The organism is Endozoicomonas sp. 4G (genome assembly GCF_023822025.1).
In the GTDB taxonomy this organism is placed as follows: domain Bacteria; phylum Pseudomonadota; class Gammaproteobacteria; order Pseudomonadales; family Endozoicomonadaceae; genus Endozoicomonas_A.
The window spans coordinates 3,462,700-3,482,793 of sequence record NZ_CP082909.1; the positions used below are offsets into that span (position 1 = coordinate 3,462,700).

Here is a 20,094-nt window from a genome sequence, read left to right on the forward strand (position 1 = left end):
ATGAACGTAGATCGTTCACATCAAACTCATTGAAGTGACGTACCAGGCGGGAGATGAAGAACGCTGCCCGATCAGCCAACCGAACAGCGAATTTAAGAAAAGAGCCGATACCCGATCAGCTGGCAGGAGTAATCCGCAACTGGATAACACTGTTATCCTTGATGTTTACGTCACGAACTTCAGCCTGATAATCCACCTGGGCGACATCGCCTGAAAGAGTAATACGGGCGACAACATCGAGACTTTCTGCATCGGACAGACTGCCTGACCCCATCATCATGGCGGCATTGTCGTCCAGGATCACCTCTTTGGGAAGGTCACTCACCTGTAAAGGAATCGCGGCAATAGGAGGCTTTCTGGCGCCACTCTCACGGGCAAAGACAATAACTCTGGCTTTGGCTGGCAGATCACTGAGTTCCGGAGCCAGTTCGACATTGATCCTTAGTTCTGCCACCGTCTCACCCATCAGCTTGCGTGCTTTGGTAATACCGACCGACAACGATTGTCGTGCAGACAGGTTACTTTCAAGAGAGAGCGCTTTGCTCCAGGCCTGAACCGCCTGCTGGTAATCTTTCTGCTCAAAAGCATCAATGCCCTTGAGCCCCAATGCCGTGGTATTGTTTTCGTCCTTGCTTAAAGCATCCTGATAGAGGCCGCGAATTTCGCTATTGATCTGACTGCGATTCGCCAGAAATAAAGCCTGAGCCAGTTGCGCCGCTGCCTGAGGGCTGCCTTCGGTCACCGTGTAAAGGGTTTTATAGGCGTCAATGGCCTTATTTACTTCACCCTTTGCCATATAGCGGCCTGCCAGCAGATACCAGGCCTGGGCGTTGTCAGGTCGCTTGTCAGTCCAGGCTTGCAGGGTGGTGATCATTTCCTCATGTGAAACATTCGGATCCATCACCATTTCCGTAACAGACAACTCGGTCCGGGCTCCCAAATGCAGGTAAACCGGTACCGCCATGGCTGGAATCAGCAGCGCCAGAAACAACGCAAGTCCTTTGTTACTGCTGTGGCTGTAACTGAGTTTTTCTTCCCTTTCAGCGACATCTTCCAGCAGTTTCTTTTCCAGCTCAGTGCGAATCAGCGCGGCATCGTCTGGCGTGACCAAACCCTGATCCAGCTGTTTATTCAGCTCTGCTTCCTGCTCTTTGAAATAAGCGACGTTGGAAGCCTTGTCAGAAACGTCCTGATCCGTGGTGCGTCGACTGCGGAACCACAGTGGCAGCACCACCAGGGCCATACCACTAAGCGTTAACAGTGAAGCGATTATCCAGAACTGCGTCATTTGTCGTTACCACCCAGTATCTTGTCCAGCTCAGCTTGGTCCTGCGCATCGAGCACCTCTTCACGGACCTCGGGACGATGCTGCTTAAGGATTCTGAACAGTATAAAAATGCCCAGTAACAGCAGAATCAGAGGGCCAAACCAGAGTGCAACGGTACGGGCGTCCATTCTGGGTTTATAGAGTACAAAATCGCCGTATCGATCCAGCATGAACTGGATGATCGCCTCATCATCTGCCTTTTCCTCAACGATCATACGGTGTACTTCACGACGCAGATCCTGTGCAACCGGCGCATTGGAATCAGCAATGGACTGATTCTGGCACTGAGGGCAGCGCAGCTGTTCGTTTAAACGGAAAAACTGTTCCTGCTGCCCGGGAGAGTCAAACTGATAGTTTTCAATCACCCCGGCCCGAACGCTGAAACTGACCAGCAGCACTGCTAACCCCATCAGCATGGAAACACCTGCCGATTTCAGCAGCGATGAACGACTGAATAAATTGTCGAGAGTCATGGCACCAACTCCTTTTGCAGAGCATCGTAACGGGGCTTGAGCTCTTCATTCCAAGCCCGGGCATCAATAATCCCAATGTGCTTGTAGCGAATCACACCCTTTTTATCGATCAGGAAGGTTTCCGGTGCGCCGTAGACTCCCAGGTCCAGACCCAGCTTGCCGTCCTTATCCACGATATTAAAAAGGTAAGGGTTCTGCAGACGATCCAGCCATTCCAGGGCAGCCTGACGCTCATCCTTGTAGTTGACGCCGACAATATTGACGCCTTCACGGGCCAGTTGCATCAGGTAAGGGTGCTCAACCTTGCAGGCTGGACACCATGAACCCCAGACATTGAGCAGCACAACCTTGCCTTTCAAGGCTTCTTCGGTCACCGTCTGTTCGGGCTGTTGCAACTTTTTCAGGCTGAACTCAGGCACCGGCTTGTCCAGCAACATGGAAGGCAGTTCATTTTTATCCTCCATAAACAAACCGATGTAGAGCAACACGCAGAACGTCAGAAAGAATCCTAAGGGTAAAAACAGTTTCCAACGCTTCACGCCTGACCTCCTGTCGTGATGGCTTCATCATTATCTGAGTGCCGGGAAGGCTTGCTGTTGCCCATTAACCCGGCTTTTTTCTTGAGACGGACACGATAACGCCGGTCTGAAACAGCCAGCAAACCACCCAGGGCCATAAAGATAGAACCCAGCCAGATTAAACGGATATAAGGCTTAACGTAGAGACGTACCGCCCAGCTATCGCCCCCCAGCGGCTCGCCCAGGGCCACATAAAGATCACGGGTTAAGCCCGAATCAATAGCCGCCTCAGTCATCGGCATCCCCTGAACGGTATAGATACGTTTTTCAGGTTTCAGGACAGCGATCTGCTGCTGATCCTCAAAGACGCTGAAAGTGCCATAGTCAGCAACATAGTTGGGTCCCTGACGCTGACTCACGCCATCAAAACGGAAAACATATTCCCCCACCTCGGCGGAGTCGCCCGGATCCATACGCAGGTCTTTCTGAGCGCTGTAACCCGAGGTCAGAGCCACACCAATAAAGGTCACAGCCAGACCCAGATGGGCCAGTTGCATACCGTAGTAAGCAGGCTTGAGTTTTCTCAGCCCTTTCAGAAGGCCGGTGTTTCGGGTTTTATTGCGAACATCTTTAGCGATGGTGAAAACCATCCAGAGCACAAGGCCAATAGCCAGGGCTTCACTGACCAGGAAGCGGTCGCCGTAAATAAAGCTGAAAACGATGCCACCCACAACAGAGACGACCAATATCCAGCGAACCTGTTGCTTCAGCCAACTGAGAGAACCTTTTTTCCAGTTCAGCAGGATGCCGATACCCAGACAGGCAGCCAGCAGCATGGCAAGGGGAACAAACAACAGATTAAAGTAGGGAGGACCAACAGAAATCATCCCCAGATCCAAGGAGTCCAGCAGCAATGGGAACATGGTACCCAACAGTACCGTGGCACAACTGGTCACCAGGATAATATTGTTCAACAGTAACAGGGTTTCCCGCGATAGCAGGGAGAAACTGATTTTACTTTTCACCTGCGGAGCCCTGAAGGCAAACAGGGTCAGGGACGCTCCCACGACCACCAGCAGATAGCCCAGGATAAAGAGCCCCCGCTTGGGATCGCTGGCAAATGCGTGAACAGAAGTCAGCACACCGGAACGCACCAGGAAAGTACCAAACAGACTCAGGGAGAAAGTGGTGATCGCCAGCAGCAGCGTCCAGCTTTTGAACAGTCCACGTTTTTCAGTCACCGCCAACGAGTGAATAAGCGCCGTACCGGTCAGCCAGGGCATCAGGGACGCGTTTTCCACAGGATCCCAGAACCACCAGCCACCCCAGCCCAGCTCGTAATAAGCCCACCAGCTACCCAGGGAAATACCGGCGGTCAGAAAGCACCATGCCACCGTCGTCCAGGGACGAGCCCAGCGAGCCCAGGCACTGTCCAGCTGTCCTCCAAGCAGTGCGGCAATGGCAAAAGCAAAGGCCACAGCAAAACCCACATAGCCCATGTAAAGCATGGGTGGGTGAATAATCATACCGAGATCTTGTAACAGCGGGTTCAGGTCAGAACCGTCGGCAGGAGGGAATGGCAAAATACGCGTGAAAGGGTTAGACGTTAGCAGGATAAACAGCAGGAAACCTACGCTGATCATCCCCATGACCGAGAGAACTCTTGCCGACAGTTCCGGCGGCAGTTTATTACTGCGCAGCGCCACTACCTGCCCCCAGCCCGTCAGGGTCAGAATCCAGAGCAGCAGAGAGCCTTCATGCCCCCCCCAAACGGCAGTTATCTTATAGTAAACGGGCAGCAGGGAGTTTGAGTTGCTGGCTACGTACTGAACCGAAAAGTCATCGGAGACAAAAGCCACAACCAGGCACATAAACGACAGCAGAACAAAAACAAACTGTCCTGTTGCCAGCGTTTTAGCGGTGGCCATCCAGTTCAGTCGGCCATTGTAGCTGCCGATCAGCGGAATAATACTTTGCAGCACCGCCAGACAGGTAGCGAGTATCAGGGCGAACAACCCCAGTTCAGGATTCATTACAGGCTCTCCGATGATTGAGGCTGCTCATTCTTAGATTGAGCCACTGACTTCGCGCCATGAGCCTTGTCGATGGCTTGCTGTACTTCCGGCGGCATATAGTTTTCATCATGCTTGGCCAACAGTTCCTCGGCCACAAAACGACGCTTGTCATCCAATACGCCGGTTCCGACAATGCCCTGGCCTTCTTTAAAGAGGTCTGGCAGGATTCCGGTATATTCCACTGCTACTTCACCATCGCCATCACTGATGCGGAAAGTGACTTTCAGACCGTTCGGGTCACGTTTAACAGTGCCCGGAACCACAACACCACCACCACGAATTTTCTGGCCAACGGGCGCTTCGCCGCTAGCCATCTGGGCTGGAGAAAAGTAGTGATTGATGTTTTCCTTCAGGGCAAACAGGGCCAGGGTCACAGCGACACCGACACCGGCCAGCAATAAAAGGACTAATAATAAGCGTTGTTTGCGAACTGGATTCATTCCACTGATACCTCTTGAGCATCCTGATCTTTAATGTTGACTCTGGATTGACTGCTGCGCACCTGACGCAGCACCTGGGACAGGATCCGCTTTCTCGCCCATAGCGGGGAAATAATGTTGTAGACGATGATCAGTAGACCAATGCCGTAAGTTGACCACACATAGGCACCGTGCCCACCCATTTGTAGCAAACTTCCCAGACTTTCAAAATACATAGTGCTCAGTTCCCCAGTCTGGTTAATACGATCTTGTGGACCCATTTGGTTCGTCGCTCACGATCCAATATTTCGGTTCGCAAACGGAGAATAAGGACAACGGTAAAAAACAGATAAAAAGCCGCAATACTGATCAACAAGGGCCAGAGCATCTCGGGCGCCATGGATGGCTTTTCGGTGAGCTTGAGCGTGGCGCCCTGGTGCAGGGTATTCCACCACTGGACAGAAAATTTGATGATGGGGATATTAACCACCCCCACCAGCGTCAGGATGGCACAGGCTTTTGCCGCGGTATTAACATTTCTTATGGCACCGCGAAGGGCGATGACTCCCATATAAAGGAACAGCAGAATCAGCATGGAGGTCAGCCTGGCATCCCACACCCACCAGGTGCCCCAGGTCGGCTTACCCCAGATAGCGCCTGATATCAGCGCCAGCAGGCAGAATGAAGCCCCGATGGGTGCACAACACTTCAGTGCCATGTCAGCCAGTTTCATTTTCCACACCAGGGTAACGACACCGGCAGAAGCCATCATCACGTAGATAGCCGAGGCCAGAAAGGCGGTGGGAACGTGCAGAAATATAATCCGGTAACTGTTGCCCTGCAGGTAGTCCGGTGGCGTAAACATCAGACCCCAGATCAGCCCGGTTGCCATCAACAGGGCTGCCAGAATGGCCAGCCAGGGCAACCATTTACCACTGATCTCGTAAAACCACTTGGGCGACCCCAGTTTATGAAAAAAAGTCCAGTTCATTTTTTACTCTACCGTGACTGGTTCCGTTGCTCAGTCTGCAACTATTCTCAGTGATGCGGCTATCGCCAGGGGCGCCAGACACAATCCCAACATCAGCAATGCCGCTATCCACAGCAAGTGCCCCGAATAGGGCATCCCCTCTACCGCAGACTGAACAGCACCGGTCCCGAAAATCAAAACCGGAATATACAAAGGTAAAGACAGCAATGTCAGTAGTATTCCCCCTCTCTGCACACGTACTGTCAATGCTGCACCAATGCCTCCAGCGAGACTCATCAGCGGAGTACCCAGCAGCAGACTGAGCATTAATGCCGGAAAAGCCTGTGTTGGTAAATGCAGCATCAGGGCCAGCAGCGGGGCCATAACAATCAACGCCACCCCGGTCGTCAGCCAGTGCGCAGACATTTTAGCCAGCACCAATAAAGGCAACGGGTGCGGCGATAACAGTAGCTGATCCAATGAGCCGTCTTCCTGATCGCTTCTGAACAGCGAGTCCAGGGAAAGCAGAACCGCCAGCAAGGCACCGATCCAGACAATGCCACCGGCTAACTGAGACAAGAGTTCTTTCTCAGGAGCAATCCCCAGGGGAAACAAACTGGCAACCATGAGATAAAAAGCCACGGGATTCAAGGTCTGCCCCGGTGTCCGAAAAGCCAGAACCAGATCTCTTTTGACCAATCCCAGAAATGCCCGGCTGCCCTGCAGTGACCGGCCTCGCAATGACCGGCCTCGCAATGAAGAGTCACTCATAACCAGGCTCCTGAGTCTTCATGATCGTTTTCTTCCTCTGAAGGGGCATAAGCCTCCAGACGCAGTTTCCTGACCCGATCAGACAGCTTTGACAGACTCTGATGGCTGGTCATGACCACAGCGCCGTTATTCTCAATGTGCTGCGCCAGCAATTGTTCAAGCCAGGCTACCCCGTCCACGTCAATGGCGGTAAAGGGCTCATCAAGAATCCAGAGCGGCGTGGTTGACAACGATAGGTCTGCCAGGGCCACCCGTCGGTGCTGACCTGCCGAAAGTTGCCCGCAGGGAACCTCCTCATAGCCAGCAAGGCTAACTTGCTCCAGCGCAGAGACAATCGACGGTTCCGGGTAACGTTCATTGCGAAGGCTTGAGCGCCACAGAATATTTTCAATCGGAGTGAGTTCGGTTTTAACCGCGGGTTTATGACCAAAGTAAAAGGTTGACAATCGAAAATCGGCATAGACGCTGGAAAGCTTCTGCCCCCGCCAGCTCAGCTCTCCCCGATAATCACTACAAAGGCCAGCCACCACTCTCAAAAGCGTGGTCTTACCGGCACCATTACAGCCTTCTATCTGTAGCAGTTCCCCCGGGGACAGTTGAATGGAGAGGTTTGAAAAAAGAACACGGTCGTCTCGTTCACACTCCAGCTTTGCCACTTCGAGCAAGTCGTTTTCCCTTAAATCAGTCGGTCGATGGAGCTGTTCAAAAAACACTCTTAAGAAGAACACTCTTAAGAAGAACACTCTTAAGAAGAACACTATGACAGCCATAAAGCCGGACAGGATTATATCGAAAAAAACGTTTGTTCCGAAGTAATTAACGATCTGGATTATGTAAATTCTCAGGCATTGACCAGCATTCAACGCCCCCGGTTATTCACCCACCAGACCGCTGCCTCAACTCGAGAACGGAAGTCCAGTTTGCGAAGCATCCGTTTAACATGAACCTTGACCGTGCCTTCACTGATGTTCATTTTTCGGGCAATTATCTTGTTGGCATCCCCTTCTGCAATAAACTGAAGCACCTCCCGCTCCTTGGGTGTCAGCAAATCAATCTTGCTGGTCTGGGTGCTGTCAGGCCTGAGCACAGAAGCCAGCACTTCAGCCAGTCGGACATCGATAGCCAGCTTCCCCATGGCAGCTTGTGAAATCTGCCCCAAAAGTTCTTCAGGCTCCATGTCTTTCAGCAAATAACCATCCGCTCCAGCCCGAAACATGGCTGCAACATCATCCTTATGCTCTGAAACAGTGAGCACCACAACCCTGGAAACCACCCCGTTTGCCCTCATCGCCTTGAGTGTTTCCAGCCCGTCCATACCTTTCATATTCAGATCCAGCAGAATCAGATCCGGTTCGAGCTCAATGGCCTTTTTCAAGCCAGTCGCTCCGTCACCCACTTCGGCAATGACTTTCAGACCTTCTTCTTCATCAATTAACTGAGCCAATCCTTTTCGAAGTAATGGGTGATCATCAATTAATAAAATACTTGTGTCGTTCATCATCCCCCCCCTCACAGCAATGAAAACTCAAGGCGCACGCGAGCCCCGCCCAAACCGGAGCTTTCAAAATAAAGCTGGCCTCCGAGGCTTTCTGCCCTTTCCTGCATGATGGTTGTGCCGTAATGGCCCGGTGTGCTTATCTCTTTACCAAAACCTGATCCATCGTCGTCTATTAAAACCTGAACCTTTTCCGGCGCAACCTGTTCACAGACGACCGTCGCTTGTTTTGCCCCGGAATGCTGGATCACATTGACCAGCCCTTCCCGGACAATATGCAAAACATGAATCTGATGGTGAGCATCAAGATGACAGAACCGCAAACGATAGTCGAGGTTAAACTTCACACTCTCATCCCGCTTACTGTACTCTTTCATCGTTTGTTGCAGGGCCTCCTCAAGACTGCCGAAAGACATACTGAGCCGAAACGTATTCAATAACTCCCTGAGCTGTCGGTAGGCGTTATTCACCCCTTCACGTATATCTTCGACAACCAGGTGGACGGATTCTTCTAACCCCATTCGTTCAAGCACTTTCTTTAATCGAGTGACCTGAATTTTCTGGTAAGACAACGCCTGGGCCAGCGAATCGTGCAACTCCCTGGCGATAACCGCCCTCTCTTCCATTAACAGCAGTCGCCTCTCCTGAGTCTGGTAACTGCTGCGATACAGTGAAGTGGAGACAATATCACCAAAGGTTCTCAACCACTGCCTGCTCTCTTCCGTTAAACACTGCCCATCATGCAGAGAGATTTGCAGATAACCGTAACCCTGGTCATTCTGACTCAGTGAGAACTGGATGTCCGATGAGGGTGCTTGAATACAGCCCTCGCACTGACCGACATTACAAATCTCATTAAAGGTCTCGCTTTCAGGGAAAATCCTCTGCAATCTCATACTTGCTGTATTGCCAGTCAGACAGACATAAGCACTTTTAAGCCCAAGCAACTGCTTCCACCGCTCCAGCAACAACATCAGCTGATCTTCATCATAGGGATTCATACCCAGAGTTCGAGAAGATTCATACAACAATTGCAAAGCCGTATTGGCCTGCTCCAGAGATCGAGTCTTAGCTGATACCTTTGCCTCAAGATCGCTATAAAGCAGAGAAAGGCTGTCAGCCATGGCCGAGAAAGTCTCTGTCAGCTGCCCCATTTCATTGGCATCCCGATAATCGAGACGCAGATGATCGAACTCACCACAGCGAACCTTCTTTGCCGCCTTACTGAGCTGCTCAACCGGTCTGATCAGGTTCAACTGAATGTAGCGAATGGTCATGACCCCAATGGCCAGAATGGAACACAGTGAAAAGATCGCCAGTATCACCAGCCAGTGCAATTTTCGCTCGGTATGCAACTGCAATGAGGTCACCAGATCGTTGAGACGATCAACAAAACCGGGGGCTTTATCCGCAAACGCCCGACATCCGGCTTTATCTCTCAATAAAGGTCGCATCTCACTGTGCCATTCATTGACCAGAGCCTGATAACGGCGACCAATAATATCGGTTCTGTCAGCCAAACGCTGCAAAGTGGGACTGGCAAAGCTGCTGTCATAGGTCGTGATTAACTGCCTCAATCCGTTGTCGCTGGTCTTGTCAGAATTGACCCGATCCACCAGACGCCACGCCTGCATTCTCAATGATCCGGCAAGGTTGATAGCAGCGGCATCACTCTCTGTCGTCGCGGCAAACCACAACGAACCACTGACACTGAGCAAACCCAAAAAACAGATGGTGATAATAGCGGCCAGCGCCTTAAACCGAATAGGCTTCAACAACATGCACCTTAAAAAAGACTGGACACCCGGAGCTGTCAGACAGCTCTGAGAAAAGATTTAGACCCGGGAAGAGAGCCATGACACAAAGTTGTCACGACTTTATCAAAAGCGGTGCCGTGGACGCCACTGCTGCAGAAGTGGGAGAAAATACCCTCTCACAGCCATTAATTATTCAAGACTCATGCATTTTTCAAAAGCTTCTCTAATCTCACCAGCGACGCCCCGAAAGACATCGGCTTTTGTTTGGTAAACTTTATACAGCACCCAGCCTGCTTTGCTAAGTATACTGACACCACCGAAATAATCTGTATCCGAAGCTTTAGTCAGTCCACCAACACCCATGCAACAGTAATAACGCTTGCCATGAGGACAATAGCCACTGTAAAAACCATAAAGATTACATTGATTGCCGGTAGCAGCAGTTGGATCACTGTCGGGTGCAAAATACCAATCTGTGCCATGAGGAGTGTATAGATAGTGACAATCAACTGCGTTCAGTTGTCGACCGGCATAACTGGTACTCATAAAGCCAAGATAAACGACAACAAGCAGCAGTAGTAGTAGTTGATATTTCCTCATCGTTTTACCACCATTTCATGTACGTCAGCTCAGGCAGAGTATAGACTCTGGAGAAGATGGTTGTTGTGAACCCTTGATTAATCTCAAAACAGAGTGGGGTGATGCACTACACTGGGATCACTAAAGACGCTTCTCAGGAAACTGTGGAAATGATTAAGTTCCAACTCCAACGTTATTTTGCTCTTTTGACCCCTCTTCTGATCCTCTCACAGACTCATAATCTGCAAGCTCAGAACACCACTCAATCTACAACCCCTGTTCCTACAACGCCCCCTCTAACGGTACCCTGCGAGGCTCTTAAAAATCAGACGACAGGGGTTCATCAGTGGCTAAACGAGTATAGACACCTTGTTGGCAGACGAAAGTGCATTGTTCTCAGTACCAACCCGTCAGAGAATTTAAGCAAGTTGATAAAACAGATTCCAGAAGACACCGTTATATTGTTCTCTTCCGAAACAACTTCTGCGGCAACGCTTTCTCCATCCGTCACCCCCGCGTCAGGTAAAATCCCGATTGTCTATCTAATTGACAATGAAATAACTTTGAAGGACGGTCAACACATTATCGGGGCTCCGGATGAAGGTTTCGAAATCATCCTCACGCCTAATATACGTTATACAGATACATATATGATCACGTTTGGATCCCATAACTACTTTAATTTTGAGCAAACACAAGACAGCCATATACGACACATTACTTTCCAGCCAACTACACCTAACGGCCGCATGCCAATCAGGAACATTATTTCAACACATTGTTCTAACCGGAGACTGATTGTAGAAAACAACGTATTCAATCTCGTTTGCCTGAACGGAGTTAACATTGATTGCAGACTATCTCTGGATGCATCTGCCAATGATTTGCGTCAGGGTCCGGCCCTTATGTTCGTCAATAATACAGTCACTGGTGATATCATCACAGTCACTGGTCATGTCATCAAGTCGCGGAACGTCGACTATATTCCCGACGGAGGGGTAGCTGTCACACTTCCCTACATAAAAAGCCAGTCACACAGGATCGCCATTAACGGGAACACATTCCGGGGCAAGATGGCATGGGTGGCTGAGTTAGATCCTGGACCGGGAAGCAGTATCGATATTTTTAGAAACACGATCGACATTGACAATATAAACGCAACTTTGTTCGAAGTTTTGGGGCAACCTGAAAAAGAAAAATATGCTCTCACTATTGTCGGTCATACGAGTACCAGTGAAGAACCTTCTCTTTGTAATCTCGCAGGCAATCAGATACGAGTAACAAGTTCAGCAGCTATAGATATCAAAGGCATCGTTAAACTGGCCCTGGCCTGCAACCACTTTCAGGCAGTCAAACTCTGGCGACAAGAACAGCATGAATACAGCATTAGAGCCGCAGATCCATTATCATTAGCGGATGAGTGCGAAAGATCCGTGCAGGCAAACACGACAACTGTCGGCTCGCCTACACTCTGCCAGATTGTGAATACCTGGACACCCATCAATAATTCCACAGCGACTGCTTTAAGTGGACTGACCAACCTCGAGGGTCAATTCTACTTTAACTCATCAGTCTGCCTGACAGTGGATTCGCCCTCTGTTTCTTCTCCTTCTCCTTCTCCTTCTGCTACTTCTGCTAACAAGACCTTCATTTTATCAGCGGGTACAAAAGCCACGACGACTGTGTTGGGTATCATAACCGCTCTGAACTTACTGTTGAGCCTATAGCTGAACATCCCTCCGGTTTAATGAGACTGCCACCGACCAAGAATACATTTTTCGTAGGCTCTCTTGAGTTCACCATTATTAACGTCATGGAAGAGTTCAGTTTTGATTGAAAGGTCTTCTTTGTACGTGCATACCGGACAGCCTCTCAGGTCTATTATTGACTCATACATTTTTCATAGGATTTTCTAAGCTCGCCTTTGCTGACACCCTGGAAGAGTTCAGCTTTGGTCAGGTAATCTTTATACACTAGCCATCTTCCGCTAAGAAGAATACTAACACCGCCGTAGTAAGCTGTATCTGGTGTATTATTGTCTCCGGCAATAATCAGGCAACAAGAATTATGCTTCCCAATAGGACAAGTCACATCGTACGCTCGTAAAAGAGTACATTGAGCCCCTGAGTCAGTATCTGGATTTTCAGGAGTAAAACTCCAATATGTATCTGATGGAGTGTATAGAGACTGACAGTCACCATTGGTGAGTTGTGAACCAGCATAGCTTACATTGATAAAGCCAATGAAAAACAAAAAAAGCAGTTCGTACTTCTTCATCGTTTCCACCATTTCCTTTTCTGCCGAGTACCAAGTATAGACCTACCTGTTCAGCTGTCTATTAGTCACAAATTCTGGAAGGCCATAAAACCTTCCAACCCCTTTATTCCCAAGAAGTAAGGGGGTTACTCAGTATGTCGATTTAGTGATTTTTTATACTCAAATAATGACTCATATACGACAATGTTAAAGTTAAAACACAACACTTTTTTTCGTTTCCAGCACAGTGATAATGCTCGACTGTGCATATAAAATAAATAATGTCGTATATTGGTTGAATAACACAATTATGTCCGAAATTCTGGTTTTAACCGGAAAGCCATGTACTGTCTTATCAGGCTGAGAATACCCCTAAAAACCTCTTTCGCGCCGACAACAGAGGCTACAAAAATACACACTGCATTGTTAATACCAGTGCTTCACCAAACCTTCGCAAAACCACTACTCCTTAAGGGGTACACCAAGCTTACCCATTCCTTACACAGCCTCTAAAAGGCCTTTTTTGTAAGTCCATCCTTATTAAAATATGCCTCCGTAAAGCCTGAAACTTCAATCCTGATTCCATGCCAGGAAAGTCGTACAACACTAGAGTCACATCGTCGTGAGCCAAAAAGTAGATCTTGATCGCCGTGGATTCTTGACTGGAAAAACGGCTTCAGCACCCATTGAGCCGCCTGCCCGTCCCCCCTGGAGTGTGCAGGAACCGCTATTTACCGATCTCTTTACCGATCTCTGCTCACGTTGTGGGCAGTGCATTGCTGTTTGCGAAACAGGGTTACTGATCCGGGGTTCCGGGGGGTTTCCTGAAGCCGACTTCAGGAAAGCGGGATGCTCTTTTTGTGAAGCCTGTTTAAAAAGCTGTCCAACCGATGCCATCAGCAAGCACAACAAGACCCCATGGCCACTGAAGCCCGTGATTTCCGATCAATGCCTGGCCTTGAAGCAAGTACATTGTCGTACCTGTTCAGAGATGTGTGACCCCACCGCTATCCAGTTTCACTATCAAACGGGTGGCGTCGCTCAGCCAGCCATAGATCCAGACCCATGTACCGCCTGTGGTGACTGCGTTTCCTCCTGCCCTGTGGATGCGATCGCCATGACAGCCAGAGAAAACGCCGATGACCATACCGACACCACAAGACGCTGAAGCCTTGCATTACAGCATTTCCGGACTGTCCGTTCAGAGCCACCCTCAGCAGATAATGGCAGTGAAAGAGCGTCTACAGGCACTGTCCGGGGTCGAAGTTCATATAACTGACCCTTCGGGCAAGATGGTAGTGACCGTTGAAGAAGAGCCCGGCAAACGCACCATGGTGGACACCATGACCCGAATCAGCCAGATGGAAGGCGTTATTACCACCACCCTGGTGTACACCCACCAGGAATAACAAACACAAAGACTCATCATTCAGGGCACGATACAACCCTGAGAAAAGATTTAAAGACCCAGGAAGAGAACCATGAAACAAAGTCGCCGTGACTTTATCAAGAGCAGTGCCGTAGCCGCCACGGCCGCGGCTGCGGGAGTCAGTACCCACGCTGCTGCAACCAACCTGATTACCAGCAGTAAAGACACCGAAATCAAATGGGACAAAGCCCCCTGCCGATTCTGTGGTACTGGCTGCTCGGTACTGGTGGGCACACAGCATGGTCGTGTAGTAGCGACTCAGGCGGACCCAAAGGCACCTGTGAACAAAGGCCTGAACTGCATCAAAGGTTACTTCCTGTCGAAAATTATGTACGGCAAGGATCGTCTTGAAACACCGCTGCTGAGAATGAAAGACGGTAAATTCGACAAAAACGGTGATTTCACTCCGATCTCCTGGGATCAGGCGTTCGATATCATGGCTGAAAAATGGAAAGCGGCCATAGCCAAAACCCGTAACTCCAATGAGATGCCTCCTGTGGGCATGTTCGGCTCTGGCCAATGGACCGTCTGGGAAGGTTACGCAGCCTCCAAGCTGATGAAAGCCGGTTTCCGTTCCAATCACATTGATCCCAATGCACGACACTGCATGGCTTCTGCGGTGGTGGGCTTTATGCGTACCTTTGGTATTGATGAGCCCATGGGTTGTTATGACGACTTTGAACATGCCGATGCGTTTGTACTCTGGGGCTCCAACATGGCCGAGATGCACCCGGTACTCTGGTCAAGACTGGCTGACCGTCGTCTATCCAACCCCCATGTCAAAGTGGCGGTGATGTCCACCTTTAAACACCGCTCCTTTGAACTGGCCGACCAGCCCATCATCTTCAACCCTCAGTCTGACCTGGCTATTGGTAACTACATCGCCAACTACATCATCCAGAACGGCAAGGTTAACCAGGACTTTGTTAAGAAGCATACGGTGTTTCGCAAAGGTGTGACGGATATCGGCTATGGCCTGCGCCCGGAGCACGAGCTGGAAAAGAAAGCCAAAAACCCCGGTAATGGTGGCGCAACCCCGCTGGACTTTGATGGCTTTGCACAGTTTGTCAGTGAATACACCGTTGAAAAAGTATCCAAACTGTCTGGCGTGCCTGAAGCACAGCTGGAAGCCCTGGCGAAACTGTACGCCGACCCGGACACCAGAGTGATGTCCCTCTGGACCATGGGCGTCAACCAGCATACCCGTGGCGTGTGGATGAACAACATTATCTACAACCTGCACCTGCTGACTGGCAAGATTTCCCAGCCGGGGAACAGTCCGTTCTCCCTGACCGGTCAGCCATCGGCCTGTGGTACCGCCCGGGAAGTGGGCACCTTTGCCCACCGTCTGCCTGCTGATATGGAAGTTGCCAAAAAAGACCACCGGGATTATGCCGAGAAAGTCTGGAAACTGCCTGAAGGCACCATTCCAGCGACACCGGGATTCCATGCGGTATTACAAAACCGGATGCTCAAAGACGGCAAACTCAATGCTTACTGGGTCATGTGCAACAACAACGCCCAGACCGCACCGAACCTTAACCATGAAACACTGCCAGGCTACAGAAATCCTGACAATTTTGTTGTCGTTTCTGACCCTTACCCAACCCTGACCGGGCAAATAGCTGACCTGATTCTGCCAACCGCCATGTGGGTAGAAAAAGAAGGGGCTTATGGTAACGCAGAACGTCGTACCCAGTTCTGGTATCAGCAGGTGAAAGCCCCTGCCCAAGCCAGGTCTGACCTCTGGCAGCTGATGGAATTTTCCAAACGCTTCAACGTTGAGGAAGTCTGGCCAGATGCCCTGCTGGCAAAACACCCACACTATCGTGGTAAGACGCTATTTGATGTTTTGTACGCTAACGGTCAGGTAGACCGGTTCAAACTGGATGAGATTCCTGAAGACCGATTGAACGACGACGCTCGTGCATTCGGTTTTTATGCCCAGAAGGGGCTGTTTGAGGAGTACGCCAGCTTCGGTCGTGGCAAGGCACACGATCTGGCGGACTTTGAGCGTTATCACCAGGAGCGCGGTCTGCGCTGGCCCGTGGTGAATGGTCAGGAAACCCGCTGGCGTTTCAAGGAAGGTTCTGATCCTTATGCCAAAGCAGGCAGTGATTTTGATTTCTATGGCAAACCTGATGGCAAAGCCTGGATTTTTGCCCTGCCCTACGAGCCACCCCATGACGCTCCGGATGAGGAGTTTGACCTGTGGCTGTCCACCGGTCGTGTCCTGGAACACTGGCACTCCGGCTCAATGACCCGTCGAGTTCCGGAACTTTACCGGGCTTACCCCGATGCCCAACTGTTTATGCATCCTGACGATGCGGCAGAAAGGGGACTGCGCCGTGGTGATGAGATCAAAGTAACTTCCCGTTATGGCGAAGTGCGTACCCGGGTTGAAACCAAGGGCCGTAACCGTCCACCCAGGGGACTGACCTTTATGCCGTTCTTTGATGCTAGCCAGCTGACTAACAAGCTGGTACTGGATGCCACCGACCCACTCTCTAAAGAGACTGACTACAAGAAAACCGCCATCAAGGTTGCCAAAGTCTGAAAACGGGTCCGACCGTGTCCGGTATCGCCCGGACACTTTATCTGGAACGCTGCATTGCTTAGAAAATGGATACAACCCATGAACAAAATGATAAGTGCTTTACTGGCATTGGCCATCTGCCTGCCCGCCTTCGCAGAAACGATCAACAGCAACGAAGTGGGTGGGCTGGAATCACTCAGAAAAGAAGACGTCAGTGTCGAACCACAGGCTGAATACATGAAACAGGACTACCAGGGCCCAACCATGGGACGTGACTTTGTGGATATGCCGCCCCTGGTTCCACACTCAGTGGATCGCTATCAGGTCGACAAGGATGCCAACAGCTGCCTGCGCTGCCACAGCATGAAAAATGCCGATAAATGGGGCGCGACCAAAATCGCTGTTTCCCATTACCAGAACCGTGACGGTGAGCAACTGGCTGATGTCGCTCCCAACCGCTATTTCTGTTTGACCTGTCATGTCCCGCAGAAAGAGGCCCAACCTCTGAAGAAAAACACCTTTGAACCGGTTGAATCCCTGAAAGCAGATTAATTTAAGGAAGAAACAATGATGAACAAGGTACGACTGCTTTCTAAGGCACTCTGGCAGTTTCTGCGCCGACCCAGCGCCAAACTTTCTGTGGGTCTGTTACTGGTTATTGGCTTTATTGGGGCCTTGATCCTCCATGGCACCTACAATGCGACGATGAAATACACCAGCACCCTGGAGTTCTGTTCCAGCTGTCATACCAATGATGTGGTGCCGGAATACCAGCAAAGTGCTCATTTCAGCAATGCCTCCGGAGTTCAGGCTGACTGCGCCAGCTGTCACCTGCCTAAAGAGTTTTTGCCAAAGATGATCCGCAAGGTGCAGGCCAGCAAGGAAGTCTTTGCCCATATTACTGGCAAGGTAGATACCCCGGAGGAGTTTGAGGCCCATCGACGGGAAATGGCTGAGCGGGAATGGGCCCGGATGGAAGCCAATGACTCCCAGGAGTGCCGTAACTGCCACACCCAGGAATCCATGGAGCTGTCTGAACAATCGCTGCTGGCCGTCAAAAGCCATACCACTGCCGAGAAAAACGGTGAAACCTGTATCCAGTGTCACAAGGGGATTGCCCATAAGCTACCTGACATGACCGGTGTGCCTGGCTGGGAGTAATACCTCACTGATACGCTCCTCACGCAGACTTCGGAATTCTGGCAGGGAAATACCGAAGTCTGCACTCACAAAAACCAACAACAGGTCATTGCTTGATCATCGTTGTTTAAAAAATCTATGAAACCAAAGGAACTTTACTGAAATCAGTCAATCTATAACTTCACTTAACAAGGCCTACCTGTTTTTGGCCTGTACACGACATTCATATTAGGGAGAATTACGATGTCACCTCTTGTTTCCAGTCATAGCACCTCAATTCTTGATGGATCTGGCTCTGCACCAGAACAATCCACAAAATTAAGCAAGAAAAAACGCTGGGGTCGCCGGAGAGTCCGCAAAAACGCCCACCCCCAAAAAATCAGTAAACGAGAACTGCCTGCAATCGGCGGTAAACGATTTTCTGATATGTCGATAACCCAATGCTTCGTCTTTGCTCTTGGTCTTTTATCAGGTTTACGGGGTGTATCTGCACCAGTCAGGGAAAAAGCTGACGTTTGCAGTATGACTTCGCTAACAACAGCTGACCTCAACAGCTGCCCAAAAGCTGGCTTGACAGACTTGATCACTCCAGACTGGGCCGCAAAGGACAGGGCTCCGAAGTTAGAAGAAACAGGCCGAAAAGAGGTTGTGCAGACAAAGTTCCCGGCAGATAAGTGCCCGGCAGATAAGTGCTCAGCACTCAAAGAAATAACCTACGAAAAAAAATCAGTACGTGAAACAGACATCCAGCCTGAGTCCTGTAAAAAACCAGACCTGATGGAGCAAATCGGTCCGGTAAAAACAATGACCGGTATTTATAAAAAATCAGATGAGGCCAGCATAGTACTGGGTATTCATAATCGAGAACCCGTTCCTGTCATGAAAAAATTTAAAGACCTTGGTCGTTTAGAGCTCAAGGCATTACAGTTAGCGCAGATTGTGGAACAGATTAACCGATACATCCATCAAAACAACCTTGATTTCGGACTACTTTCTTATAACGAGGAGAAAGGCACTTATGGAAAAACGTACCGTACCTTTCCTTTCAGTCCCTGTTTGCAAGGCTTGTTCAGTCAACTTGACAGCTACGATACAGCATTAAAAGAAATTTTTATGTTCCATAAAGAAACGGGAAATTACAAAGCTTTCTCTGAAGATCAGAAGCAATTGATAAAGGGACGTGATGCCTTATTGACAAGTATATTTGAATCATTAAAAGATAAATTTAACGTGATAAAAAAAGACACGTCAGGTACATTAAAAATCAATAGTGACCACGAAAAAGAGCGTATTCAGAAACACAGACAGTTCCTCAGATCTCAATTTAAAAGATTAGATAAGGTTATTACCCAGTCAGAAATAAAAACAATGTTTCGACAATGCATGAAGGAACGTCAAACTTGTATCAACGAGAATAAGCGGGCTCACGCCGCAGAGGTTGCTGAAAGAGTCAGGGCCAGAAGAGAAGCATTTAAGAACAGCATTGCTGTGAAGGCATTTAATTTTGTGTATGTAGGTTGCTACGCACTTGTAGGTCTGTGCCTGTCCGCTTTTTCACTGTCATTGATTCCTTTACCCAAAAAAATAAAACGTTACTTCTCCTACAGAAAAAAAATAAACATTGGGCGTATAATAGAAAGAAGAATCAAAACCCAAAAAACGAAGATGCCAGTAAACCTCAAAGAATCTATGGGTAAGTGCGACAAAGCACAAGACGAAGCGTTTGAAACCAAGACCAAAGCTAGGTACCCCACAGACTGGATTCAACCGCATTTACCCTTCTATCATGACTTAACACAGGTCAAGAAAAAGAAGCGCCCTAAAAAAAGTCGAAGTATTCGAGCAATAGCCAGGAAACTCAAGGATATCATTATGCCAAAAAAAGAGGAGTTGCCTGCAAGGCCGTGGAAAGAGGATATACCGATAAATCACCAATGCATCAGGCCTATTTACAGAAAAAACTATACCCCATCCAGTAAAGATACGGATACAAAAAACATTGTTGCCTATGCCTATTTTGACCCTTCATCAGATGCAATCAAAAGCACAATATCCGATGATGCCATTAAAAAAATGCAAAGCATTCATGAAGCAGGCCGGTATGCCCCCCATGAACAAGGCGCTACGGGCTACAAATGCTTTAAATATCAGAACGAGCCTATATGGGAGTTTAAAGTGGCTGGAGATGAACGACTGTACGGCTTAACGATTCCAGCCAATGAAGAAGGGAAGCAAGCGGGTGTCGCTCCACTGGTTATATTCGACACATTATTGAATAAGAAACTATAAAAGCTAACCGGCTTTTATAGTTTCTACATTAACTAGCAAGAATCAACACAGCCACTATTA

General features: G+C 49.4%; 20 protein-coding genes. 7 read left to right on the forward strand and 13 right to left on the reverse strand.

Annotated features, from left to right (window positions below; genetic code table 11):
• Nucleotides 1-115: 115 nt before the first annotated feature.
• From ccmI to K7B67_RS13545, 12 genes are all read right to left on the reverse strand, one after another.
• Complete coding sequence (gene ccmI, locus K7B67_RS13490) at nt 116-1,288, reverse strand: c-type cytochrome biogenesis protein CcmI (RefSeq protein ID WP_252176383.1); 1,173 nt, start codon at nt 1,286-1,288, stop codon at nt 116-118.
• Nucleotides 1,285-1,800, reverse strand: coding sequence for a cytochrome c-type biogenesis protein (locus K7B67_RS13495; protein ID WP_252176384.1), 516 nt, complete (start codon nt 1,798-1,800; stop codon nt 1,285-1,287). The genes ccmI and K7B67_RS13495 overlap by 4 nt, the downstream gene beginning before the upstream one ends.
• Complete coding sequence (locus K7B67_RS13500; RefSeq protein ID WP_252176385.1) at nt 1,797-2,339, reverse strand: DsbE family thiol:disulfide interchange protein; 543 nt, start codon at nt 2,337-2,339, stop codon at nt 1,797-1,799. Before K7B67_RS13500 ends, K7B67_RS13495 begins: the two co-directional genes overlap by 4 nt.
• Nucleotides 2,336-4,351, reverse strand: coding sequence for a heme lyase CcmF/NrfE family subunit (locus K7B67_RS13505; protein ID WP_252176386.1), 2,016 nt, complete (start codon nt 4,349-4,351; stop codon nt 2,336-2,338). The genes K7B67_RS13500 and K7B67_RS13505 overlap by 4 nt, the downstream gene beginning before the upstream one ends.
• Nucleotides 4,351-4,833, reverse strand: coding sequence for a cytochrome c maturation protein CcmE (gene ccmE / locus K7B67_RS13510; protein WP_252176387.1), 483 nt, complete (start codon nt 4,831-4,833; stop codon nt 4,351-4,353). Before ccmE ends, K7B67_RS13505 begins: the two co-directional genes overlap by 1 nt.
• Nucleotides 4,830-5,048, reverse strand: a complete 219-nt coding sequence (gene ccmD / locus K7B67_RS13515) for a heme exporter protein CcmD (protein ID WP_252176388.1) — start codon at nt 5,046-5,048, stop codon at nt 4,830-4,832. Before ccmD ends, ccmE begins: the two co-directional genes overlap by 4 nt.
• Before the next feature lie 5 nt (nt 5,049-5,053).
• Nucleotides 5,054-5,803: a heme ABC transporter permease gene (locus tag K7B67_RS13520; RefSeq protein WP_252176389.1), complete on the reverse strand. Its 750-nt coding sequence runs from the start codon at nt 5,801-5,803 to the stop codon at nt 5,054-5,056.
• A gap of 30 nt (nt 5,804-5,833) precedes the next feature.
• The gene (gene ccmB, locus K7B67_RS13525; protein ID WP_252176390.1) at nt 5,834-6,553 is read right to left on the reverse strand and encodes a heme exporter protein CcmB; all 720 of its coding nucleotides are present in this window, start codon (nt 6,551-6,553) and stop codon (nt 5,834-5,836) included.
• Nucleotides 6,550-7,218: a cytochrome c biogenesis heme-transporting ATPase CcmA gene (ccmA, locus tag K7B67_RS13530; protein ID WP_252176391.1), complete on the reverse strand. Its 669-nt coding sequence runs from the start codon at nt 7,216-7,218 to the stop codon at nt 6,550-6,552. Before ccmA ends, ccmB begins: the two co-directional genes overlap by 4 nt.
• A gap of 194 nt (nt 7,219-7,412) precedes the next feature.
• Nucleotides 7,413-8,051: a two-component system response regulator NarL gene (gene narL / locus K7B67_RS13535; protein WP_252180581.1), complete on the reverse strand. Its 639-nt coding sequence runs from the start codon at nt 8,049-8,051 to the stop codon at nt 7,413-7,415.
• A gap of 11 nt (nt 8,052-8,062) precedes the next feature.
• Nucleotides 8,063-9,823, reverse strand: coding sequence for a histidine kinase (locus tag K7B67_RS13540; protein WP_252176392.1), 1,761 nt, complete (start codon nt 9,821-9,823; stop codon nt 8,063-8,065).
• Nucleotides 9,824-9,994: 171 nt separating this feature from the next.
• Nucleotides 9,995-10,405 (reverse strand): hypothetical protein, encoded by a 411-nt coding sequence (locus K7B67_RS13545; protein ID WP_252176393.1) that lies wholly within the window; start codon nt 10,403-10,405, stop codon nt 9,995-9,997.
• Between the two features lie 149 nt (nt 10,406-10,554).
• On the opposite strand from K7B67_RS13545, the gene K7B67_RS13550 reads away from it, so the two are divergent.
• Nucleotides 10,555-12,111, forward strand: a complete 1,557-nt coding sequence (locus tag K7B67_RS13550) for a hypothetical protein (protein ID WP_252176394.1) — start codon at nt 10,555-10,557, stop codon at nt 12,109-12,111.
• Between the two features lie 154 nt (nt 12,112-12,265).
• Here the strand turns inward: K7B67_RS13550 and K7B67_RS13555 are convergent, their stop codons facing one another.
• Nucleotides 12,266-12,661 carry a hypothetical protein gene (locus tag K7B67_RS13555; protein WP_252176395.1) on the reverse strand — a complete coding sequence of 132 codons (396 nt, stop codon included), beginning with the start codon at nt 12,659-12,661 and terminating at the stop codon, nt 12,266-12,268.
• Nucleotides 12,662-13,262: 601 nt separating this feature from the next.
• Here K7B67_RS13555 and napF point away from each other — a divergent pair.
• The 6 genes from napF to K7B67_RS13585 all read left to right on the forward strand — a co-directional run bounded on the left by napF (nt 13,263) and on the right by K7B67_RS13585 (nt 20,034).
• Nucleotides 13,263-13,808 carry a ferredoxin-type protein NapF gene (gene napF, locus K7B67_RS13560; protein WP_252176396.1) on the forward strand — a complete coding sequence of 182 codons (546 nt, stop codon included), beginning with the start codon at nt 13,263-13,265 and terminating at the stop codon, nt 13,806-13,808.
• Nucleotides 13,780-14,049, forward strand: a complete 270-nt coding sequence (locus tag K7B67_RS13565) for a chaperone NapD (protein ID WP_252176397.1) — start codon at nt 13,780-13,782, stop codon at nt 14,047-14,049. Before napF ends, K7B67_RS13565 begins: the two co-directional genes overlap by 29 nt.
• Before the next feature lie 72 nt (nt 14,050-14,121).
• Nucleotides 14,122-16,626: a nitrate reductase catalytic subunit NapA gene (gene napA / locus K7B67_RS13570; RefSeq protein ID WP_252176398.1), complete on the forward strand. Its 2,505-nt coding sequence runs from the start codon at nt 14,122-14,124 to the stop codon at nt 16,624-16,626.
• Between the two features lie 78 nt (nt 16,627-16,704).
• Nucleotides 16,705-17,157, forward strand: a complete 453-nt coding sequence (locus tag K7B67_RS13575) for a nitrate reductase cytochrome c-type subunit (RefSeq protein WP_252176399.1) — start codon at nt 16,705-16,707, stop codon at nt 17,155-17,157.
• A 15-nt stretch (nt 17,158-17,172) separates the two neighbouring features.
• On the forward strand, nt 17,173-17,766 hold the full coding sequence (locus K7B67_RS13580) for a NapC/NirT family cytochrome c (protein WP_252176400.1): 594 nt from the start codon (nt 17,173-17,175) through the stop codon (nt 17,764-17,766).
• Between the two features lie 222 nt (nt 17,767-17,988).
• Nucleotides 17,989-20,034: a hypothetical protein gene (locus K7B67_RS13585; protein ID WP_252176402.1), complete on the forward strand. Its 2,046-nt coding sequence runs from the start codon at nt 17,989-17,991 to the stop codon at nt 20,032-20,034.
• The last annotated feature ends 60 nt before the right edge of the window (nt 20,035-20,094 follow it).

Bases quoted from the DNA above. Each gene is read 5' to 3' on its own strand.
- ccmI (WP_252176383.1), bottom strand. From the start codon at position 1,288: ATGACGCAGTTCTGGATAATCGCTTCACTGTTAACGCTTAGTGGTATG.
- K7B67_RS13495 (WP_252176384.1), bottom strand. From the start codon at position 1,800: ATGACTCTCGACAATTTATTCAGTCGTTCATCGCTGCTGAAATCGGCA.
- K7B67_RS13505 (WP_252176386.1), bottom strand. From the start codon at position 4,351: ATGAATCCTGAACTGGGGTTGTTCGCCCTGATACTCGCTACCTGTCTG.
- ccmE (WP_252176387.1), bottom strand. From the start codon at position 4,833: ATGAATCCAGTTCGCAAACAACGCTTATTATTAGTCCTTTTATTGCTG.
- ccmD (WP_252176388.1), bottom strand. From the start codon at position 5,048: ATGTATTTTGAAAGTCTGGGAAGTTTGCTACAAATGGGTGGGCACGGT.
- K7B67_RS13520 (WP_252176389.1), bottom strand. From the start codon at position 5,803: ATGAACTGGACTTTTTTTCATAAACTGGGGTCGCCCAAGTGGTTTTAC.
- ccmB (WP_252176390.1), bottom strand. From the start codon at position 6,553: ATGAGTGACTCTTCATTGCGAGGCCGGTCATTGCGAGGCCGGTCACTG.
- narL (WP_252180581.1), bottom strand. From the start codon at position 8,051: ATGAACGACACAAGTATTTTATTAATTGATGATCACCCATTACTTCGA.
- K7B67_RS13545 (WP_252176393.1), bottom strand. From the start codon at position 10,405: ATGAGGAAATATCAACTACTACTACTGCTGCTTGTTGTCGTTTATCTT.
- K7B67_RS13550 (WP_252176394.1), top strand. From the start codon at position 10,555: ATGATTAAGTTCCAACTCCAACGTTATTTTGCTCTTTTGACCCCTCTT.
- K7B67_RS13555 (WP_252176395.1), bottom strand. From the start codon at position 12,661: ATGAAGAAGTACGAACTGCTTTTTTTGTTTTTCATTGGCTTTATCAAT.
- K7B67_RS13565 (WP_252176397.1), top strand. From the start codon at position 13,780: ATGACCATACCGACACCACAAGACGCTGAAGCCTTGCATTACAGCATT.
- napA (WP_252176398.1), top strand. From the start codon at position 14,122: ATGAAACAAAGTCGCCGTGACTTTATCAAGAGCAGTGCCGTAGCCGCC.
- K7B67_RS13575 (WP_252176399.1), top strand. From the start codon at position 16,705: ATGAACAAAATGATAAGTGCTTTACTGGCATTGGCCATCTGCCTGCCC.
- K7B67_RS13580 (WP_252176400.1), top strand. From the start codon at position 17,173: ATGATGAACAAGGTACGACTGCTTTCTAAGGCACTCTGGCAGTTTCTG.
- K7B67_RS13585 (WP_252176402.1), top strand. From the start codon at position 17,989: ATGTCACCTCTTGTTTCCAGTCATAGCACCTCAATTCTTGATGGATCT.